The 19,594-nt window shown below is 48.4% G+C and carries 20 protein-coding genes; 18 read left to right on the top strand and 2 right to left on the bottom strand.

All coding sequences use genetic code 11. The features are described 5' to 3' along the window. Positions 1 to 15 precede the first annotated feature (15 nt). From ACFVTB_RS02745 to ACFVTB_RS02725, 5 genes are all read left to right on the top strand, one after another. Positions 16 to 681, top strand: coding sequence for a GntR family transcriptional regulator (locus tag ACFVTB_RS02745; RefSeq protein WP_387744753.1), 666 nt, complete (start codon positions 16 to 18; stop codon positions 679 to 681). Positions 682 to 701: 20 nt separating this feature from the next. Beyond that, a complete protein-coding gene (gene ilvD / locus ACFVTB_RS02740; protein ID WP_387744750.1) occupies positions 702 to 2,387 on the top strand; it encodes a dihydroxy-acid dehydratase in 1,686 nt (561 codons plus the stop codon). Positions 2,388 to 2,648: 261 nt separating this feature from the next. Then, on the top strand, positions 2,649 to 3,428 hold the full coding sequence (locus ACFVTB_RS02735; protein WP_387744925.1) for an alpha/beta fold hydrolase: 780 nt from the start codon (positions 2,649 to 2,651) through the stop codon (positions 3,426 to 3,428). 169 nt (positions 3,429 to 3,597) lie between these two features. Continuing rightward, positions 3,598 to 5,556 carry an AraC family transcriptional regulator gene (locus ACFVTB_RS02730; RefSeq protein ID WP_387744747.1) on the top strand — a complete coding sequence of 653 codons (1,959 nt, stop codon included), beginning with the start codon at positions 3,598 to 3,600 and terminating at the stop codon, positions 5,554 to 5,556. Between the two features lie 258 nt (positions 5,557 to 5,814). Next, positions 5,815 to 6,834 (top strand): hypothetical protein, encoded by a 1,020-nt coding sequence (locus ACFVTB_RS02725; RefSeq protein WP_387744744.1) that lies wholly within the window; start codon positions 5,815 to 5,817, stop codon positions 6,832 to 6,834. Positions 6,835 to 6,837: 3 nt separating this feature from the next. Here the strand turns inward: ACFVTB_RS02725 and ACFVTB_RS02720 are convergent, their stop codons facing one another. Beyond that, positions 6,838 to 7,101, bottom strand: coding sequence for a translation initiation factor 2 (locus ACFVTB_RS02720; protein WP_387744741.1), 264 nt, complete (start codon positions 7,099 to 7,101; stop codon positions 6,838 to 6,840). 135 nt (positions 7,102 to 7,236) lie between these two features. On the opposite strand from ACFVTB_RS02720, the gene ACFVTB_RS02715 reads away from it, so the two are divergent. The 11 genes from ACFVTB_RS02715 to ACFVTB_RS02665 all read left to right on the top strand — a co-directional run bounded on the left by ACFVTB_RS02715 (position 7,237) and on the right by ACFVTB_RS02665 (position 17,545). Next, entirely contained in the window at positions 7,237 to 7,584 is a 348-nt protein-coding gene (locus ACFVTB_RS02715; protein ID WP_387744739.1) for a DUF1801 domain-containing protein, read from the top strand. Positions 7,585 to 7,763: 179 nt separating this feature from the next. Beyond that, positions 7,764 to 8,084: a DMT family transporter gene (locus ACFVTB_RS02710; RefSeq protein ID WP_387744736.1), complete on the top strand. Its 321-nt coding sequence runs from the start codon at positions 7,764 to 7,766 to the stop codon at positions 8,082 to 8,084. Positions 8,085 to 8,099: 15 nt separating this feature from the next. Beyond that, positions 8,100 to 8,453, top strand: a complete 354-nt coding sequence (locus ACFVTB_RS02705; RefSeq protein ID WP_387744733.1) for a DMT family transporter — start codon at positions 8,100 to 8,102, stop codon at positions 8,451 to 8,453. Positions 8,454 to 8,475: 22 nt separating this feature from the next. After that, positions 8,476 to 9,015, top strand: coding sequence for a TetR/AcrR family transcriptional regulator (locus tag ACFVTB_RS02700; protein WP_387744730.1), 540 nt, complete (start codon positions 8,476 to 8,478; stop codon positions 9,013 to 9,015). 250 nt (positions 9,016 to 9,265) lie between these two features. Beyond that, positions 9,266 to 11,356, top strand: coding sequence for a serine hydrolase domain-containing protein (locus tag ACFVTB_RS02695; protein ID WP_387744727.1), 2,091 nt, complete (start codon positions 9,266 to 9,268; stop codon positions 11,354 to 11,356). Positions 11,357 to 11,477: 121 nt separating this feature from the next. After that, a complete protein-coding gene (locus ACFVTB_RS02690) occupies positions 11,478 to 12,161 on the top strand; it encodes a response regulator (RefSeq protein WP_387744724.1) in 684 nt (227 codons plus the stop codon). A gap of 12 nt (positions 12,162 to 12,173) precedes the next feature. Then, positions 12,174 to 13,211, top strand: a complete 1,038-nt coding sequence (locus ACFVTB_RS02685) for a sensor histidine kinase (protein ID WP_387744721.1) — start codon at positions 12,174 to 12,176, stop codon at positions 13,209 to 13,211. Positions 13,212 to 13,313: 102 nt separating this feature from the next. Next, positions 13,314 to 14,099, top strand: coding sequence for an ABC transporter ATP-binding protein (locus tag ACFVTB_RS02680; protein ID WP_387744718.1), 786 nt, complete (start codon positions 13,314 to 13,316; stop codon positions 14,097 to 14,099). Beyond that, on the top strand, positions 14,077 to 16,002 hold the full coding sequence (locus ACFVTB_RS02675) for an ABC transporter permease (protein ID WP_387744715.1): 1,926 nt from the start codon (positions 14,077 to 14,079) through the stop codon (positions 16,000 to 16,002). The genes ACFVTB_RS02680 and ACFVTB_RS02675 overlap by 23 nt, the downstream gene beginning before the upstream one ends. 155 nt (positions 16,003 to 16,157) lie before the next feature. Beyond that, a complete protein-coding gene (locus tag ACFVTB_RS02670) occupies positions 16,158 to 17,132 on the top strand; it encodes an NAD(P)/FAD-dependent oxidoreductase (RefSeq protein WP_387744922.1) in 975 nt (324 codons plus the stop codon). A gap of 47 nt (positions 17,133 to 17,179) precedes the next feature. Continuing rightward, entirely contained in the window at positions 17,180 to 17,545 is a 366-nt protein-coding gene (locus tag ACFVTB_RS02665) for a HesB/IscA family protein (protein WP_387744713.1), read from the top strand. Positions 17,546 to 17,695: 150 nt separating this feature from the next. On the opposite strand, the gene ACFVTB_RS02660 is transcribed toward ACFVTB_RS02665, so the two are convergent. Next, positions 17,696 to 18,349 (bottom strand): helix-turn-helix transcriptional regulator, encoded by a 654-nt coding sequence (locus ACFVTB_RS02660; RefSeq protein ID WP_387744710.1) that lies wholly within the window; start codon positions 18,347 to 18,349, stop codon positions 17,696 to 17,698. Between the two features lie 199 nt (positions 18,350 to 18,548). Between ACFVTB_RS02660 and ACFVTB_RS02655 the strand changes: the two genes are divergently transcribed. Next, positions 18,549 to 18,785 (top strand): ferredoxin family protein, encoded by a 237-nt coding sequence (locus tag ACFVTB_RS02655; protein ID WP_387744708.1) that lies wholly within the window; start codon positions 18,549 to 18,551, stop codon positions 18,783 to 18,785. Between the two features lie 92 nt (positions 18,786 to 18,877). Then, positions 18,878 to 19,465 carry a TetR/AcrR family transcriptional regulator gene (locus ACFVTB_RS02650; RefSeq protein ID WP_387744705.1) on the top strand — a complete coding sequence of 196 codons (588 nt, stop codon included), beginning with the start codon at positions 18,878 to 18,880 and terminating at the stop codon, positions 19,463 to 19,465. Positions 19,466 to 19,594: the final 129 nt, after the last annotated feature.

The raw sequence follows: 19,594 nt of genomic DNA, 5'->3' as shown, positions 1-19,594 counted from the left end.
GCGAGGTTGATGTTCATGCCTGTACCTAAAAATTATGTCTCACCGATTCGCATGTCGGCAAAGGAACGAGCGTTGTCCCAGTTGCAGCGTTGGATAATTGACGGCACACTGCAGCCGGGGGAAAAACTGATCGACGCCGAATTGGCCGAATCGCTGGGCGTAAGCCGTACACCTATTCGCGAAGCTTTTCAATTGTTGGAGGTGCAGGGGCTTGTCTCGATGCATCCAGGCAAGGAAACGAAAGTAACAGTCATCGAGAAGGAAGATATTTTTAAAATGTATTCGACGATGGCGGCGCTGCAAGCTCTGGCTGCGGAAGTGGCTGCCGCAGTTATTGTGCCGGAAGAAATCGAGCAGCTGCGGGCGATTAATTCAGAATTTGCGAATGCGATCCGCAACGGACAGGCTTTCCAGGCGATGGAGGTCGACGAACAGTTTCACAATTTTATCGTAGAGCTGTCTGATAATCCGTATGTCGCGAATTTCAGCGCTTCGCTGCAAATTCATATTCGCCGCTTTAAATATGTGTTTTTGAAACAGCCGGTTGATGCTACCCAAGCATCCGTCGATGAGCACGCCGCCATCATTGCCGCATTTGAGCAGAAGGACGGCAAGCGAGCCTATGAGCTTATGAAGCTTAACTTTATCCGTCCGATGCAGGAACTGCACGAGCTGCTTTAATCAAAAAGGAGGAAACGAAGATGAGTGAACGCAAAGATTTGCGAATCCGCAGTAAAGCTTTAAGCGAAGACGTTAACCGAATGCCCAACCGGGCGATGCTGCGGGCCGTTGGCTTTCAGGATGAAGATTTTAAGAAGCCGATGATTGGCGTTGCCAGCACATGGAGTGAAGTAACTCCTTGCAATATGCACATCAACGATCTTGCTGTCCATGCGAAAAAGGGAGCGCGTGAGAATGGCGGGGCTCCGCTTATTTTCAATACGATTACGGTGTCGGACGGCATTTCGATGGGGCATGAAGGCATGCTGTTCTCCTTGCCGAGCCGCGAAGTGATTGCGGATTCGATTGAAATCGTATCAGGCGCGGAACGCTTCGACGGTCTGGTGGCGATAGGAGGCTGCGATAAAAATACGCCTGCTTGCCTAATGGCTATCGGTCGCTTAAATATTCCTTCGGTCTATGTATATGGCGGCACGATCCAGCCCGGCAAACTCGACGGCAAAGACGTCGATATCGTCACGGCCTTTGAAGCGGTAGGCAAGTACCATGATGGCAAAATGACAGATGCGGAGCTGCACAAGGTAGAATGCAGCGTCTGTCCGGGACCGGGCGCATGCGGCGGTATGTACACGGCTAATACAATGGCGGCAGCCGCCGAAGCGATGGGGATGACCTTGCCTGGTTCTTCCTCGACGCCAGCGATTTCACCGGCGAAAGCGGCCGAATGCGCAGCTGCCGGAAAACAAGTCGTGGCGCTGCTGGAGAAGGGCATCTATCCAAGAGACATTATGACCAAAAAAGCGTTCGAGAATGCGATTACGGTCGTAATGGCTTTAGGCGGATCGACGAATGCCTTTCTTCATCTTCTCGCCATTGCCCATTCGGCAGGCGTTGATTTAACACTGGACGATTTCGAACGTATCCGTCTTCGTGTGCCTCATCTGGCGGATTTGAAGCCAAGCGGCAAGTTTGTCATGCAGGATTTGAACGATATTGGCGGCGTTCCGGGCGTCATGAAGATGCTGCTTGCGGAAGGTCTGCTGCACGGAGATTGCTTGACCGTCACCGGCAAAACATTGGCAGAAAACTTAGCGGATTCGGATTCTCTTGCGGATGAACAGACGATTATCCGGCCTTTGGATCAGCCGTTGAAGGCGAATGGACCGTTAGTCGTTTTGAAGGGCAATCTTGCTCCTGAAGGAGCCGTTGCGAAAATGTCGGGGATGAAGAAGCTGCGGTTTTCCGGACCGGCGAAAGTATACGACAATGAAGAGGCTGCTACGGAAGCTATTTTGAGAGACGAAATTCATAAAGGGGACGTATTGGTGATCCGCTACTGCGGTCCGAAGGGCGGACCCGGCATGCCGGAAATGCTGTCCGTTACGGCGCTCATTGTCGGCAAAGGGCTTGGGGGAGAGGTGGCGCTGATGACGGACGGCAGATTCTCGGGCGGATCGCACGGTTTTGTAGTCGGCCACGTGTCGCCGGAAGCGCAAGTAGGCGGGCCAATCGCGCTGCTGCAAACCGGAGATACCGTGACGATCGACAGCGAGACGCAGCAAATTACAATGGAGATATCCGAGGAAGAGCTGGCTGCAAGAGCAAAAGCGTGGGTAGAGCCGCCGCTCAAAGTATCGTCCGGCGCGCTTGTCAAATACGCTCGCTTAGTCGCCTCGGCTTCCAAGGGAGCAGTCACGGATAGTTAGTAGATTGAATAGTTGAATCCAATCAAAAAAACCGCCAATTGGCGGTTTTTTGCTCTATAGAGAGCTGATTCAAGTTAGGAACGAAGCATCATTGCTTTCCGAAGAAAACCGATGGGTAAATGCGCAGCGAATTGAGGTTTCAGGCGGCATGTCAATCTAAGCGGACAGAATAGTCCTCTTTTCGGCAAATAGGCATTCACCCTCTGTGAAATTGATGAGTATTCTGTTATGAATGCGACATTATTGATCGGAGGATACGCAGTGGGATACTATGTGAACGTAGAGCCTGGCGTAAAGCTGTTTGTCGAGGATCTCAATCCCGGAGGCAGCAAAACGATCGTGTTTCTACACGGTTGGCCGTTAAGCCATAAACAGTTCGAATATCAATTTAATGTGCTGCCCGCGATGGGCTATCGGTGCATCGGCATTGACTGGAGAGGTTTTGGAGATTCTGATAAGCCCTACCATGGTTACAACTTAGAGCGTCTGTCGGATGATATTCGTGTAGTCGTCGATACACTGCAATTAAAAAATTTCGCGCTTGCGGGTCATTCTACCGGCGGCTCAATTGCAGTCAAATACGCGACTCGCCATGACGGTTATGGCTTATCCCGCCTTATCCTGATCGACGCCGCCGTGCCGACGGGATTTACGAAAGAGGGAGCGGCCAAATTTTTGGAGGAGTCATTAAACGATCGGCCTAAAATGTTACGGGAAGTCACCGATATGTTCTTTTTCCAGTACATTTCGCAGCCTTTTTCGGAATGGTTTCTCCAGTTGGGGCTGCAAGCGGCCGGATGGTCGACAGCCGCAATTATTCAAATGCTAAGCGAATTCAATCTTGAATCCGATCTGCCTCATGTTAAAGTTCCAACGCTCATCGTTCATGGCACACACGATAAAGTGATTCCGTTCTCGCAGGCGGAAGACATGCATCGAAAAATTAATAACTCGCAGCTTGTTCCGTTTTATTACAGCGGTCACGGTTCCTTCTACGATGAGCGTGATAAGCTTAACAAGGTATTGCAGCAATTTGTTTGATTGAAAAGCAGGTCACGAAATAATAAAATCCGAGATCAAATGGTCTCGGATATTTGCTTTAGTCGGATAATAATTGAGGAGCGCACTGGTAGTGAGAATGATTTTCAATTATAATGAGATATAGATTCAATGGATTGGCAACATTTTTTAATATCAGGAAGTGATTGGTTTGAATTGGAATGAACATTTATTGCTGTGGAACGAAGCCACTGTCAAGCTGCTGGACATTAGACGTCAGTCGATGACGCAAGAAGACGAGCTTCGCGGTTATATACTTCCCTCCAACGCTTTCCTGTGGGTGACGCGCGGACGCGGACGGGTAACGCTGGACGGGATTGGTTATTCTGTCGATGGCTTTCATTTGCTTCATGGCGCAAAGGGCATGAGTCTGGATATTATCTCATCAGGGGATTGCCTCGAATATGATCTCATTATGTACAAGGCTCTGTTAGCTTTTCCTGGCAACCGCTACTTGCATCGACTGTTGAAACGCAACAGTCCTTTTCGCATTCAATATGGATTCACGCCTCGTGCTCCGCTTGCCCTTCATTCCAAATTCGAGATGATGGAACAAAGCTGGCACAAGCTTACGCTGTTGGACAAGCTGCATGCCAAAGGTGTTCTTTATCAATTTGTACATGAATTGCTTAGTCAGATGGCTAGTCAGGAGCTTGGGGAGACGCGTGCTGATCTTGTGTCCCAAGCTACACGCTACATAGAGACCAGCTATTCGGAGGCCATTACGGTTGAGGGACTGGCCGAGCTGCTTGGGTGCAGCTCCAGCTATTTGTCACGGTTGTTCAAGAAGCAGCTAGGAACAACTCCGAATGAATATTTGATCAACGTTCGTATCGGACACGCCTGCAGGCTTTTGTCAGAGACGAAGGCGCCACTGCAAGAGATTGCGTCGAGCATCGGCTATTTGGATGTTTACTATTTCAGCCGTGTGTTTAAAAAACAAACGGGCTTGCCGCCGCTGCGTTTTAGAACAATGGCAGCAGAGAAACGGGTTCAGAAAAGTCCATTTAATTGTTCAGAAGAAGCTATTGTCCCTCGCAAAGGCCGTCTCTATAATGAAAATGATTCTCATTATAAAGAAGAGGGAGATTTAATGATGTACAAAGATTTTAAACTGTCAGTAGGTGCAGTGATGCTGCTTTGCATGACTTTGTTATTCAGTGGCTGCGGAGCTCCCGCAGGTCCCAACGAACCATCCGCTACGGCTGGCTCTCCAGCAGCAACTGTCACACAGGAGAAACAACAGACTACACTGGTGAAGCATATGATGGGAGAGAGCAAGATTCCTAGCAACCCGCAGCGCATAGCGGTGAACGGGCTCGAAGATATTATGCTGGCGCTTGATGCTCCGATCGTTCATGCCCAATCTATGAAGGGGCAATACTTGTACGATACTTTGCAAGAAAAAAACATTCCATCTGTCTACACGCCAGGCAGTATAAATTATGAGTCCATTCTCGAATCTAAACCTGATTTGATCATTGCCAATCTTTTGGCCACGGATACAGAATCGTATGAGAAGTTAAGCAAAATTGCCCCAACGATCGTCTATGATCGCAGCGATTGGAAGACGTCCATGGCTGCTATCAGTAAGGCAATTAACCGTGAAGAGAAAGCTCAGTCTATCATTCATGACTACGAGGAAAAATTGCGCAAGGCTAAAGAGGCTATTGTTGCAAAAATAGGGGCAGATCGAACATTGGCTTATATTCGTCCATCGAAGTCGGATGTTCAACTATTTTTCCCGGCATTCTCCTATACAAGCATTGCTTACGAAGATTTAGGATTGACGCTTGAACCGATGCTTGCAGAGTTGCGGAATAAAGAGGAAGAAGGCGCTTGGGGAATAGAAGCATCGCTTGAAAAACTGCCTGAATTGACTGCCGATTATTTATTTGTCACGGTAGGCGGCTCGTTTGATTCTGAAGATGAGGCGGAAGCTGCTTTAAAAGAAATGAATGAAGTGGAAGATCTGAATGTATGGAAGTCCATTCCTGCAGTTAAGCAAGGACATGCGTATAAGATGTCAGCCAGACATTGGATGCTAAACGGACCTACTGCAGACAGTATGAAGATCGATGATGTACTCGCTGCCTTCGATTTGCAGTAATAAGCACAATTCATAGAAAAAGGGGAGGCAGGTTTGCTTCCCCTTATTTGTATTTTCCGGATCAAACATAAAAATCAGTGCTTGAATGAAAAGGAGAAAACAGAGAGGGGCTGAGGGATTCTGGAGAAACGGCAGTGGTCGTTTATAAAGCCAGATTCCTACCGCAAACTTCTATGAAGCTGCAAATATAATTTCTGTTGACTGGAGAACAAATGTTCTATACAATAAATGGTAATTGAGTGAAGCGGAGGGGAATGAGTGAGCGAGGCAGTGAAGCCATTGAAGCGATTTTGGAGTCTAGTAGAGGATGCACCTGTTCTTGACCTTAAAGATTCGAATGCAAGCATTGGCGAATGGCGAGGCGTTAAAGCGTTAAAGTTTGTAAAGGCTGGTACGGCCGCCTTTATTAACGAGCCGTTTCACTTGCAAGCTTTTCGTCTGCAAGCTTATGTGGCGATACCGGAACCGGTAGGGTTTATCGGGTTGATTTTCGGAGCGCGCGATGATTCCAATTACGAATTAATTTATTTATCGCCTGGAGACAGCAGCGACAACGGAGAAATTCAATATGATCCGGTCATGAACGGGTCGACCACTTGGCAAATCTATAACGGCCCCCGCTACTTAGCTTATACGCCTTATCAAGTTGGCGAGTGGGTTAAGCTTACGATTGATGTAGGCCAACAATCCGCCAAAGTGTATATCGGCGAGGATACCGAGACTCCCCGGCTGACGATTTCCAAGCTGCAGCATGGGGAGGTTTATGGAAAAATTGGCGTTTGGGGTTATTTGCCGGGGTACGTTCGCGATCTAACCATTGAGGAAATTTCGAGCGATTCACAGCCGATTGAGACTGTTAGCAAAAAAGGATACATAAATGAGTGGCGTGTATCTGAACCTTATCACTCTAATTCGCAGCCAGAGGAATGGAAGTGGATGGAGGCGGTAACCGAGGAGAACGGCACTTTAAATATAAACCAGCTTTATTCATCGGAGAAGGATAAGGCGGTGCAAATAAAAAGCTTTCTGACGTTGCCGGAGGAAACATACTCTATTATTTCCTTCGGGTACAGCGACGAGCTGCGGCTGTGGATCAACGGAGAGGAGGTATACCACGGCGTCTGGATGTGGGACCCGCCGCAAAATGATGGACGAATACTACCGAATCATCATATGGTACCAGTCGTTTGGAAAGCCGGACTTAATACGATTCGGGCAGAATTAATAAGCAAAGAAACGGTTTTTGGGTGGGGAGGCGCTTTGAAACCCGGTATTTAGCTGTTAACGGATATGTGTTCGAAGCTTAATTAGTTCCTGTATAAAGTAATCAAGCTGCTTTTGCGTAGATTCTAATTGTTGAGACGGATTGCTTTGGAAATATGATCTTTGATCACTTTGGATTTTCTGGATTTCCAGCGATTCTAAGGCAAGACCGGCAGCCACTGCAGCTATACCGTCTCCCAGCGTAGCGATAGACGCCCCGATAAAAGCGAGTCTGGCAATTTGAATATCGGCGAGTTCGAAGTCAGTTTGGTTTGGGTCCATCACGGTTCCCCTTTCTGCATGGAGAATTGCTCTAACGCATTATATGCAATCTAGGCTGGTGCGGTGAAGAAGCCGCGGTATGATCAATAACGTCCTAATGGACCTATCTTGAATTAATGAGGGAGAGTGTTCGAAGTGAGTGCAAATCAAGAGGTAACGACTTTTATCGATAACCTGAATCAGCCTTGGCAAGTTGAAGTATGCAACCGGCTTCGCAGCCTGGTGCATGAAGCGATTCCGGATGTAGCGGAACGCATTCAATATAAAAAGCCTCATTTCTTGAAAAACGGTCATTACGCCGCTGTCATTAGTCCGTCCAAAGATGCTATCGCTTTTATGATTATGAATGCAAACGATATAGAGGCGCCGAAAGATCAATTCGAGGGTCCGCCGGAGAGGAAATGGATCAAAATTCGTGAAAACCATACGCCTGATTATGAATTGCTGTCCCGACTGCTTATCCAAGCTTCGAGTACGCTTTAATGCTTGAATGGAATTGTATATTTTAGCGAAACAAGAGGCGGCCAAGGCTGCCTCTTGTTTCGTTATTCGGAGATCATTGTGACTGTAATTGACAAAAAACCGTCTGGACGGTATAGTTAATTATTAGCTCAAGTTAGAGATAAAAAATGAAGAAAAGTGAATAGGAGGGAACGGTTGTTTTGAATGCTTACTTGATTCTTGCCGCAGCGATTGTTGCCGAAGTTTTTGGAAGCTCGATGATGAAATTATCCAATGGATTTAAACGACTGTTTCCGACAATTGGCATGATTGTCGGCTTGAGCATTGCCTTTCTCAGTCTTTCGTTTGCGCTCCGCAGCATCCCGTTAGGGACAGCTTACGCGATATGGTCAGGCGTCGGCACTGCGCTGACCGCCTTAATCGGCATTTTTGTATATAAAGAAAAAGTGAGTGCCATTAAAGTATTAGGACTTATCATGATCATTGCTGGAGTAGCGGTTATGAAGCTTGCAGCTGGTTAAGGGAGGGGCACTGGTATGAAAAAAGGGTTTTTGTTATTAGCGTTTGCCATCGTATTTGAAGTTTTCGGAACGACGATGTTAAAGCTGAGCGACGGCTTTACAAACTGGCTTCCAGTAGTGGGACTCGTTATCGGCATGGGAATGGCTTTCTATTTAATGACATTAAGTTTGCGCTATCTTGCGTTAAGCTTGGCTTATGCGATTTGGTCGGGAGTGGGCACGGCTTTAACGGCTATTGTCGGCATTGCGATATGGAACGAGCCGTTTGGCTTCGCTACAGGTGTGGGTCTATTGCTTATTATAGGAGGAGTCGTTTGTTTGAATGTATCAAGCGGTTCGCAAACGGAGGCTTCTTCGTCGAAAGGATAAAAACCGGAAGGAGGAAGCGGGGATGAGAAGCAATTCAAAGATGAAAGAGGTATTGGCAGCAACGGCATCGATCATCGAACAGCAGGGCATGGACAAAGTAACGCTGGAAGCGGTGGCCAAGCAAGCCGGAATGAGCAAAGGAGGATTGCTGCACCATTTTCCGAACAAAGAAGCGCTGATTAAAGGGATGATCGACGAATGCACGAGTCTCTTCTTGGAGGATGTTCATCGCAGAGCGGAAGAGTCGCCGCAAGCGGCAGGCAAGTGGCATCGCGCATACTTAGAGTCGGCTATTAACGATAAAGTATCGAATGGCCTGATCGTCGCTTATACGGCTTCCTTATTCTCCAATCCGGAATTTATCGTTCAGTTGGACCATGTATTAAAAGAGCTGCATCTCAAGATGGAAGAGGATAAGCTGGACCCGATTGCATCGGCAATGTTTAGAATGGCCGTTGACGGATTATGGTATTCGGAGATTTTCAATGTCGGGAAGCTGAAGCCGGATTTGAAACATCAACTAATCGAACAATTGAACGGGATGTTGGCAGGGCGTTCATGACGCTTCTAAAAAACGACTCCGAAAGCCGGCTGCAGATAGATAAGCAGATGGCTTTCGGAGTCGTTTTTTTATTTTCAGCAACGATTGTAATCACAGCAGCTATGGCTGCTCAAAGTGACAAGAATGTAACGTTGCACGCATGGTTTGTCATCCCAATCAAACGACTCTCCCTGAACAATAACGTACAATGAGCCTGTACGAACGACATCTGACTCATTCACAGATTCAACTTCAAGGGAGAGGATTAATAATGAACAAAAATAAGAAAAACAGCCGCCGCACATATGGCCTTATGGCCGCACTCTTGGCGTTAAGCCTTGCCGGTGAACCGATCAATGCGTACGCGCAGCTTCAGCCAGCATCCGATTCGCTTACTTCCGTGAACACGTCCGCGACGATATCAAGCAGCAACTCCGCGAAAGCTATTGTCAGTGGACCTCGAGAGGCAAAGGAGGTTGCGGCGTTTCTTGACGCTTTCTTTGCGCAGGATGCCGTTAAGCAAAAAGCCGGAGCCGTATCGATATCTGTCGTCCGAGACGGAAAAGTGCTTGCCTCCAAAGGCTATGGCGTCGTCGATCAAACCTCGAAAACGCCTGTAGACGCAAGCCGCACCGCCTTCCGGGTCGCCTCCGTCTCCAAAGTATTTACGGCGGCCGCCGCTATGCAGCTTGTCGAACAAGGGAAGATTTCGCTTCAAGACAATGTGGAACAATATTTGGACGGCTATAAAATAACGAATCCTTTCGATAAGCCCGTTACGATCGAACAACTGCTTACACATACGACAGGCTTCGAGTCGGTTCAGCCTTCGGACGCCAGCTATGTATTCGATCCTTCGATTAAGCCAGGCACGTTGAAAGATAGCATTTTCGATGCGTTCCCTAAAGTTATACGCGAACCTGGAACATCTTATATGTATGATAACTTCGCAACGAAGCTGCTTGGCTATATCATCCAGCAAGCAAGCGGGGAGCCCTTCGGAAGCTATGTGCAGAAGCATATTTTCGAGCCTCTTGGCATGACATCCAGCAGCTTTACGCTGACGGAGGAACTGGCTAAACGGATGGCGACCTCCTACGACCCGGCGAACGAAACTATACCGCAATACGATTTGTCGCCGCGCGTATGGCCGGAGGGCAGCATGGTATCGACAGCTTCCGATATGGCTCTGTTTATGAACGTTTTCCTGAACAATGGTCGCACGGCTGACGGCAAAATCATTCTTTCGCCAGAATCGGTGAAGGCGATGTCTACCTATGAAGTGGCGATCCACCCGGCATTCCCGGATATGACTTACGGCTTTGAATCGCCGGTCGTTCCAGCTAAAACAAATGGCGAGAACGTGATCTCCAAAGGCGGCGACATTATTGGCTTCAGCTCGCTCTTGTGGCTGCTGCCGGATCGCCAAACCGGCGTCTTCGTCTCGTACAATGCCAACTCGGATTTGCGCAACGATCTGTTTGCCGCCTTCATGGATCATTATTATCCGGGCCATCAGGTGACCTATGAACAGAAAGGCTTTAAGCCGCAATCGAAAGAGCAGCTCGCCAAGTTCGAAGGGCTGTACTCCGATCTGAGGATCAAGTTTCTGACCAGAATTGAAGCTTCTGGCGATGGCCTCTTGACCGTGAGCGATGTGACCAGCCGCAATCAGTTGAAGCAGGTGGGCGAGCTGTTGTTCGTTGACGAGCAAGGGAATCCACTTGCTTTCAAACAAGATGCTAGTGGCCGTATCACCGATTTAAAATACTTGAATTTGTTTAGCTACGCAGTCAAATTACAAGAGACGGAGGCGAGCTTCCCGGATGTAACTGCCGATCATCCTTATGCCTCCTACATTTTCGCGCTGAAGACACTCGGTTTGCTGCCGGACGATCCGGCAAAGCCGTTCCAGCCTGAGCAAGCTGTCACCCGCGGTGCCTTTGTACATGCCTTTAACGCACTATGGGGCATTCAAGCGTCTGTAAATCCGCCATCGTTCAAAGACATTGACGGTTCGCTGTACCGGGGAGATATTCAAGCCGCTTTCGAGTCTGGATTGCTAATGGGAATAGGAGAAGAATTGTTCGAGCCGGACCGGCCGATCCTCCGAGAAGAAGCAGCTGCTATCGCATTCCGCTTGCTGGCAGGAAATGAGATTAAGTTGCCGAATGCCACAGCAGCGCTTGCGCCGGGCACGTCGGAATGGGCTGTCGAGGCGGTCAGCTCCGCTGTAAGCTGGAAGCTTCATGGGCCGGAAGTAACCGAATCGAACGGCAAGATCGAATACGGCTCGCAGCGGGCACTTAACAAACAGGAGCTGGCGGCGCTCTTGTACTCGATGCTGCTGCCTAATGAATAGAGCCGCCAGAGACGAGGAAGCCACGCAAGTGGTTTCCTTGTTTTATTTTGTCATACAAATCACCGATAATATAAGGAATAGACCGTTGCAAAATGGCAGTTGGGGAAGGAGCTTGACCTTTATGGAAATGAACATTTTTATTATTGAAGACGACACCGCCATCTTTCGCTCCTTGAAGGAACGATTGGAGCAGTGGTCGTTTCATGTCTCGGGACCGGATCTGTTTGACGATGTGATGGGCCCGTTTATTGCCGCTCAGCCTCAGTTGGTTATTATCGATATCCAGCTTCCGAAGTATGACGGTTTTCACTGGTGCCGCGAAATTCGGGCCGTATCGAAAGTGCCGATTCTGTTCCTATCCTCGCGCGATCATCCTTTGGATATGGTCATGGCGATGAATATGGGGGCCGACGATTACATTCAGAAGCCGTTTCATATCGATGTGTTAATGGCCCGGATTCAGGCGATCCTTCGCAGGACTTATGCATACGGAGACGATTCGGCCGAGCTGATCGAATGGAACGGCTCGATCCTCGATATGAAACGCGGTTTGATTCGCAAGGACGGGCAGGAAGTGATGCTGACGAAAAATGAATTTTTTATACTCGTAGTACTCGTTCAGGCTAAGGATACAGTAATATCGCGGAATGACTTGATTCGCAAGCTGTGGGATGACGAGCGCTTCGTTAATGACAATACGTTGACTGCGAACATTACGCGTCTGCGCCAAAAGCTGACGGCCCTCCATTTGGAGGAGGCAATCGTAACGAAGAAAGGACTCGGCTACATGGCCGTTACGCTATAAGGAGGAAATGACTTGCTGCTCCGTTTTTTGGCTGACAGAATCAGCTGGATACTATTTTTCCTGTTTTCTTTGCTTTTCGTAGATTTGTTAATTTGGCTTGATAACGGCATTGCAGTCCAAACGGAGTCGCTGCTTTATTTGAACGTGCTGCTTCTGGTATCGATGATCGTCTTTCTTGGCTGGCGATTTCGAGTCGAAACGAGCTATGCGCGGTCTCTCGCTCAATTGGCAGACGACATTTCGGAAGATTGGATGGACGCGCTGCCGACTTCCCGCTTTCATCACGACGCGGCAACCGACCAGCTGCTGCTGGCGGCTGGAGAATTGCATCGGCAAAAGCTTGCGGACAGCCGCAATGCGCAAATGGTGGAGCAGGACTATGTGGCTGCCTGGGTGCATGAAGTAAAGGCGCCGCTGACGGCGATGAAACTAACGATTGATGCAAATAGAAGCGACCCGGTTATCCGTACGATCGAATCGGACTGGCTGCGAATTCATCTGTTGATCGACCAGCAGCTTTATATTTCCAGACTGCCGACGCTGGAGGCGGATTTTGTGCTCGAGAAAGCGGGCATTCAACAACTGGTCGCTATGGAAGTGCGAGAGATAGCCTCTTGGTGTATGGAAAAAAATATAGCTGTCGAATTCGAAGGCGAAGAAGCGTACGTCTTAACGGATCGCAAGTGGTGCCGATTCATCGTTCGGCAATTGCTGACAAATGCGGTCAAATACAGCCCGGAGGGGTCTGAGATTGTATTGACGACAGATGTCTCGCCGGACGGCCATGTGCGCATCACGATGAGAGATGAAGGTCCGGGTATGGCCGATCATGACTTGCCGCGCATTTTCGATAAAGGATTTACCGGCGACAACGGCAGGCTGCAAAATGCCGCTACCGGACTCGGACTGTATTTGGCGCAGACGGTGGCAAGCAAGATCGGAATTCACTTAGCGGTACGGTCCGAGCTGCATAAAGGAACGGAAATGGACATGATCTTCACCGCCCGCAATGCGTTCGAAGATATTCAAGCAAGACGATTGCCATCATGACAATAATGTCACTTTAGATCTCCCGCTTGTCATCTGTTGCGAGCGACGGGCATGATCGGATTCTCTAAAATGAAGATAGATTAGAGCGGGAGGCTATTACACATGAATACAAATGACTGGCAACAAACTGTGCTGCATGCGCAGCAAGTCCGTAAATCGTACGGATATAGAGGAAATGTTCAACAGGTGCTGAAGGGCATCGACCTGCGCGTCATGGAAGGCGAATTCGTCGGGATTATGGGACCTTCCGGGTCTGGGAAATCTACATTAATTAACGTGCTGGCGACGATCGATAAAGCGACGGAAGGAAAAATCGTAGTCGAAAATGCGGATATTTCGGCCATGAAGAACGCTGAATTAGCGAAATTCCGGCGGGACAGGCTCGGCTTCATTTTTCAGGATTATAATTTGCTGGACACGCTGACGGTGAAAGAAAACGTGATGCTGCCTGTTTCGCTTGGCAAGTCGAACAGGTCGGAGGCAGAGGCCGCTTTTCAGGAGATTGCTTCGCATCTCGGCATTTTGGAAATTGCTCATAAGAATCCGAGTGAGATTTCCGGCGGCCAGCGGCAGCGAACATCCGCAGCGCGGGCGTTGATTCATAAGCCTGCTATCGTATTTGCGGACGAACCGACAGGCGCGCTTGATTCGAAGGCGGCTTCCGCGATGCTTGGCAAGATGGAGGAATTGAACCAACAGCATCGTATTACAATTATGATGGTGACGCACGATCCGGTCGCCTCGAGCTACTGCAGCCGCGTCGTCTTTTTAAAGGACGGCATGCTGTATTCCGAGCTGTACCGCGGCAGCAAAACGCGGCAAGCTTTTTTCAAAGAGATTATGAATGTGCAGGCCGTGCTCGGAGGTGACCACGTTGACGTTATTTGAGCTGGTCATTCGCAGTATGCGAAAAAATATAAAGCAATACTACCTATACTTTTTCGCGCTTATGATGAGCGCAACCCTTTACTTCATATTTGCTGCGCTGCAGAACGATACGACCATTCTGACGGCGACTTTCGGGGACGTTCAATTCGCATCGCTGTTCAAAGCGTCGGGCATTTTGCTCCTAGCGATTGCCGCGATCTTCATGCTCTATGCAAACAGCATTTTTCTGAAACGGAGAAGCAGAGAAATCGGCCTGTATCAGCTCATCGGCTTGACGCGGAACAAAGTGGTGCTGCTGCTACTTACCGAGACAATTATGCTTGGACTGGGAGCGCTGCTGTTAGGAATTGGCGTCGGCGCGCTGATGTCGCGGCTGTTCTTGCTTATTCTGATGAAGCTGATCGGTATTCAAGGCGTCTTTTCGCTCAGCTTCTCCACAGAGGCTGCCATCCAGACTGCCTATGTATTTGCTGCGCTCATTGGTCTTACGATCATTCAAATGGTGTTCAAAGTATTCCGCACGACGCTGCTCGATCTGTTCAGAGCGGAACGCGAAACGGATCATTCGAAACGTCCGAACCAGGTACTGTCCGCGGTGACGGGGCTGCTAGGCATGGCATTGATTGCGAACGGATACTGGTTTTCCGGCAACCTGTTCGGCGACGGGCTGCTTACGCAAATTATGATCATTCTCTTCTCAACCATATTGGGTACCTATTTGCTGTTCCGCGTTACGATTGGCTGGCTGTTCTATCTGTATAGACGGCGCAAAAACGGCCAGCTCGGATTAAAAAACAGCTTGTCGCTGGCTCCGATCATGCACCGTTTTAAGGCGAGCGCCAATTCGCTAACACTCATTACCATCCTGTCCGCCATGACGCTGACGATGGTTGCCGTTGCCTATTCGCTTTATTATTCGACGGAGAGCGAGTCGCGGGCGATGCTGCCGTATGATTTTATTTTTGAAAATAACGAGCAAGAGGCGGCAGCTTTCCGCTCCGATCTGAAGCAGGCGGGAATTGCTTTTCAGCAAGAGCCGTTTGAAGCGGTATGGTTGAAAGCCGGCTTCGGCAAAGGAAAAGAGGAGAGACGCGGCAGCCTATTGCTGCTTCCAGCGGAACAGCTGCAGAAGAGCGGCGCCGAGGTTGCCGTGCCGCAGCAAGGCGAAGCCATTTGGTATAAAGGGCAGAAAAATGCGCTGGAGAAGGAAATGGACATGACTGCACTGCCGTTAGCGGCCGAGTGGAACGAAGGGGGATCTCCTCTTCATCTCCAAGTCGTGAAAATCGTAGATCGCTACGCGATGAATTACAGCTTGAAGGGACGCCAACTGGTTGTGTCGGCAGCGACGCTGCAAAGCATTCGCAGCGAGCTGACTCCAGATTATGAGCATGAAATCGTCGTTATTAGCGCGTACCGAATTGCGGAGAAGAGCAATTACGCAGCGGCATCCCGTTTATATGCCAAGTATGAAGAAGCTGAATCATCCAATCCTGACTACTACACGTATGCCCAAGCATCGCTGCAAAAGTTCGGATTGATCATTTTCACAGCAGGCTTTCTCGGCCTTATTTTCCTAATCGCAACAGGCAGCATCTTGTATTTCAAGCAGATGACGGAGGCGGAGCAGGAGAGAAAGAGCTATACGATTTTGCGTCAGCTCGGATTTGGCGAAAGAGAAATAATGGGCGGCATTCTCCGAAAGCAGCTATTCGTGTTCGCGATTCCGCTGGCAATCGGGCTTGTCCATTCCATCTTCGCGATCAAGACAGCCACCGCGCTGACGTTGTCGGATATTACTTTTCCGGCAGCTGTCGCAATGGCCGTCTATACGCTTGTTTATTTCTTATTTGCGGCTCTCACCGTAGGCTATTATCGAAAAATTGTAAGGGCAGCATTATAACCGCTTTGCGTAAAAAGGGTCGAGGGAGAATATCCTTCGGCTCTTTTTCCTATGTTGAGACCAAAACGGATGTGGTATTTATACTTTTTATATATTATAATATAAAATATATCTTAAAAGGAGAGGTAATCATTTTGCTAAACGAACAAACAGAGATGACAGACATGACGATAATCGGCGGAGGGCCGGCAGGGATGTTTGCCGCTTTTTATGCGGGAATGCGTCAAGCAAGCGTGAAAATCATTGACAGCATGCCGCAGCTTGGCGGACAGCCGATCGCACTTTATCCGGAAAAATATATTTATGATGTAGCCGGTTTTCCTAAAGTGACAGCGGCTCAGCTTATTCAAAATTTAGAGGAGCAAATGCAGCTGTTCCCAGTAGATATATGCTTAGACGAAAAGGTCCAACAGGTCGTGAAAAAGGGCGAGCGCCATTTCGAAATTGTGACCGATAAAGCGGTTCACTATAGCAAGTCGGTCATTGTAACGGCGGGAGTAGGGGCGTTCGAGCCGCGGCGTTTGGAGCTGCCGGATTCCGAACGGTATGAAGGGGTTAACCTGCATTATTTTGTGAACGATCTTAAGCAATTTGCCGATCAGCGTGTCATTATCAATGGCGGCGGCGATTCTGCGGTTGATTGGGCGCTTATGCTTGAGCCGATTGCGAAAGAGGTCACTCTCATACATAGGAGAGACAAGTTTCGCGCGCATGAGCACAGTGTAAATAAGCTGATGGCATCCAAAGTAAACGTCATCACACCGGCTGAAATTACCGGGTTGCATGGCGATGAGCGAATTGAAGAGATTACCATTACTTCGGCCAAAACAGGAGAATCGACGGTTATTTCCTGCGACGCTCTTATTGTAAACTTTGGTTTTGTTTCTTCTCTCGGACCGATTGCGGAATGGGGGATTGACGTTCAAAAAGGCTCCATCGTTGTCGATACCCGCATGGAAACGAGCATCCCCGGCATTTTCGCAGCGGGCGATATTACCGCTTATCCAGGGAAAGTGAAATTGATCGCCGTTGGCTTTGGTGAAGCGCCTACCGCTATTAATAATGCAAAAGTGTATATCGACCCAACGGCAAAATTATCGCCCGGCCACAGCAGCAATATGACGCTGTGATGGATGAAACGGTGAATTTTCCTAACTTGAAATAAGGAGTGATTGAAATGATCGCAATCAGCCAAGAAGCTCGAACGAAGATTCATCAGATGATTCTCGAGCATGATGCCCATGATGCTGCCAATCTCTTTCTGCGCGTTGGAATTACCGACGGGGGATGCAGCGGCCTATCGTACAACATTAAACTAGACGATGAAGTGACGGACGAGGATGAAGTACGGCATGACGGGCGGTTTGACGTTGTATGGGACAAACGGAGCGAGCCCTTTCTGGAAGGGATAACGATTGGTTATAAAAATCAAGGGATGACCGGCGGCTTTACGATTGACAATCCGAATGCGAGAACGACATGCGGCTGCGGAGCGAGCTTCAGAACGGCGACCTTCAAAGGGGAAAGAAAGAAGTGCGATTGATGCTGGGCTGGTGAGTAAGGGAAAGATTTATGTATGGCTGCACGAGGTTTGACTGTCGAAGTGTGACCGAGCACCGCATGCCGCGATGGCACCGCGCGCCGGGAGGCGCGCGTGGTGCGGTCAAGAACCCTCACCTGGCACAGTGAAGCGCTAGGATTGCGATTTGTAATTTTTTATAGAGTACGTACATCGCTGTCCGCCGTCCGCCAGGCATTCCAATCGCTTAACTTCGGCGTCACCGAGCAGTGCTTTAAACATTTTTAACTCGCATTGGCAAACGTTTTTGAACTTCGTAGCCACATGTTCGATGGGACAATTATGTTCCATCAAAACAAATTCGTCGTCGCTAATCCGTTCCAGTTCAACCATATAGCCGTTTTCATTCTGGATATGGGCAAGCGTTTCTACGCGCTCGGCGATATCTTTTTCCTTCATGCTTTCGTCGTACTTTTGAATCATTTTATTTTTGCGGCTTTCAAAAAGCTTATCGACCGCTTCCTGTCCGTAGAGCTCTTCGATTTCATTCAGCAGCTCAATCGTTAGCGAGTGATAGTTTTTTGGAAAAAAACCGCCGGCTTGTTCTGACAGAAAGTAGACCGTCGTCGGTCTACCTAAGGCCTGCCTGACCATTTTTGAAGCAATCAGACTGTCTCGTTCGAGGGCTTGTATATGTCGCCGAACAGCCATGATGGTAATTCCAAGCTCGTCGGTTAAATCTTTGGTGCTCATGTCTCCTTTTGTTTTAAGGAGATGGAGTATCAATTCCCTGGTTGGCAGCTGTTGTACCAGATCCGGGCTAGTCATTATGATCACCTCCTGTAAAGTGGTTTTGTAATCCTATCTTTATTACTCCGTTGAGTTTGAGAATATTAAAGTTGTTCCATACGACTATCATACCATGTTCCTAGAAGTACGTGAATTGGACAGAGGCGCGAAGCTCAGATGATGCTGCGCGCAACTGTCAGTATTGAATATGAGCAGCAGAAAAAGGAGGGGTAGAAGGATGGCATTTATTATTACGGAACCTTGTATTAACGAAAAGGCGGCGGATTGCGTAAGCGTGTGTCCGGTCGATTGCATCGAAGAGGGAGACGATCAATACTTTATCGACCCCGATCTATGCATTGAATGCGGAGCCTGCGAGGCGGCTTGTCCTGTCGGAGCGGTTTACTACGATGAAGATTTGCCCGAGCACTATTTACCTTATAAGGATAAAGCAGCGGCGTTCTTTGGAGCGTAATAGATGGATGAAACGACTTGTTGGAGAAGCAGCAGAAGCTCTATAATGGGAGGAGCGATTAACTTTTGATTTTGAAAAAGAGGTAAATGACCATGACGACCATACCTTCGCATAATCCGAACGATCCTCGTGTTATCCGAACGCGTCAGCTGATATTAGATGCTTTTATGTATATGTTGAACAAAAAAGATTTTAATTCCATAACGATCAGCGATGTAACGAAAGAAGCGACGATAAACCGGGCCACCTTTTATTCTCATTTTCCAGATAAATTTGGTCTTCTGCATGCGTTATTGTCTGATGCGTTTATGGATTACGTGCATAGAAGAGTGCCTGAAGATGCGGTTTTGACGGAAGAAACGGTACAAAATTTGATCCAGTCCTTATGCGACTATCACGAATCGTCAAGCAAGCAATGTGTAAGGAACTACGATTCCGTTGCCCCGTTAGTGGAGAAGAATGTGATTGCCGAACTAGAGAAATTTGTTTTTCAGCTACTATCTAAAACCTGCACGCAAGAAGACGGCAGAAGTTTAGAGCAAGCGGCAACAATCATTAGCTGGTCCATTTACGGGATAACTTATCGCTGGTTTATTAAGGGCAAAATCGAAACAGCCGTTGAATTATCCCATAATATCGCCCCCTTATTTTCATTGTGGATCGTTACCGAAACGAATTGATAAGCGGCAATAGAAGAAGCCAACAGGTTATGTACGCCTGTTGGCTTCTTCTATTTGCTTGCTGCTCAACGGTAATTAAACAACATATACAGGGACTTGTGCGTTATGCGACAAATTGAACATATTGAT

The sequence above is a fragment of the Paenibacillus sp. NPDC058071 genome (genome assembly GCF_042885235.1).
Classification (GTDB): domain Bacteria; phylum Bacillota; class Bacilli; order Paenibacillales; family Paenibacillaceae; genus Pristimantibacillus.
Note: the sequence above shows the minus strand (reverse complement) of the source record. Positions and strands in the feature narration are given on the sequence as shown.

Coding starts and splice junctions, on each gene's coding strand:
- ACFVTB_RS02745 (WP_387744753.1), top strand. CDS start 16: ATGCCTGTACCTAAAAATTATGTCTCACCGATTCGCATGTCGGCAAAG.
- ACFVTB_RS02680 (WP_387744718.1), top strand. CDS start 13,314: ATGAATACAAATGACTGGCAACAAACTGTGCTGCATGCGCAGCAAGTC.
- ACFVTB_RS02650 (WP_387744705.1), top strand. CDS start 18,878: ATGACGACCATACCTTCGCATAATCCGAACGATCCTCGTGTTATCCGA.
- ACFVTB_RS02655 (WP_387744708.1), top strand. CDS start 18,549: ATGGCATTTATTATTACGGAACCTTGTATTAACGAAAAGGCGGCGGAT.
- ACFVTB_RS02700 (WP_387744730.1), top strand. CDS start 8,476: ATGAGAAGCAATTCAAAGATGAAAGAGGTATTGGCAGCAACGGCATCG.
- ACFVTB_RS02705 (WP_387744733.1), top strand. CDS start 8,100: ATGAAAAAAGGGTTTTTGTTATTAGCGTTTGCCATCGTATTTGAAGTT.
- ACFVTB_RS02665 (WP_387744713.1), top strand. CDS start 17,180: ATGATCGCAATCAGCCAAGAAGCTCGAACGAAGATTCATCAGATGATT.
- ACFVTB_RS02720 (WP_387744741.1), bottom strand. CDS start 7,101: ATGGACCCAAACCAAACTGACTTCGAACTCGCCGATATTCAAATTGCC.
- ilvD (WP_387744750.1), top strand. CDS start 702: ATGAGTGAACGCAAAGATTTGCGAATCCGCAGTAAAGCTTTAAGCGAA.
- ACFVTB_RS02660 (WP_387744710.1), bottom strand. CDS start 18,349: ATGACTAGCCCGGATCTGGTACAACAGCTGCCAACCAGGGAATTGATA.
- ACFVTB_RS02695 (WP_387744727.1), top strand. CDS start 9,266: ATGAACAAAAATAAGAAAAACAGCCGCCGCACATATGGCCTTATGGCC.
- ACFVTB_RS02690 (WP_387744724.1), top strand. CDS start 11,478: ATGGAAATGAACATTTTTATTATTGAAGACGACACCGCCATCTTTCGC.
- ACFVTB_RS02670 (WP_387744922.1), top strand. CDS start 16,158: ATGACAGACATGACGATAATCGGCGGAGGGCCGGCAGGGATGTTTGCC.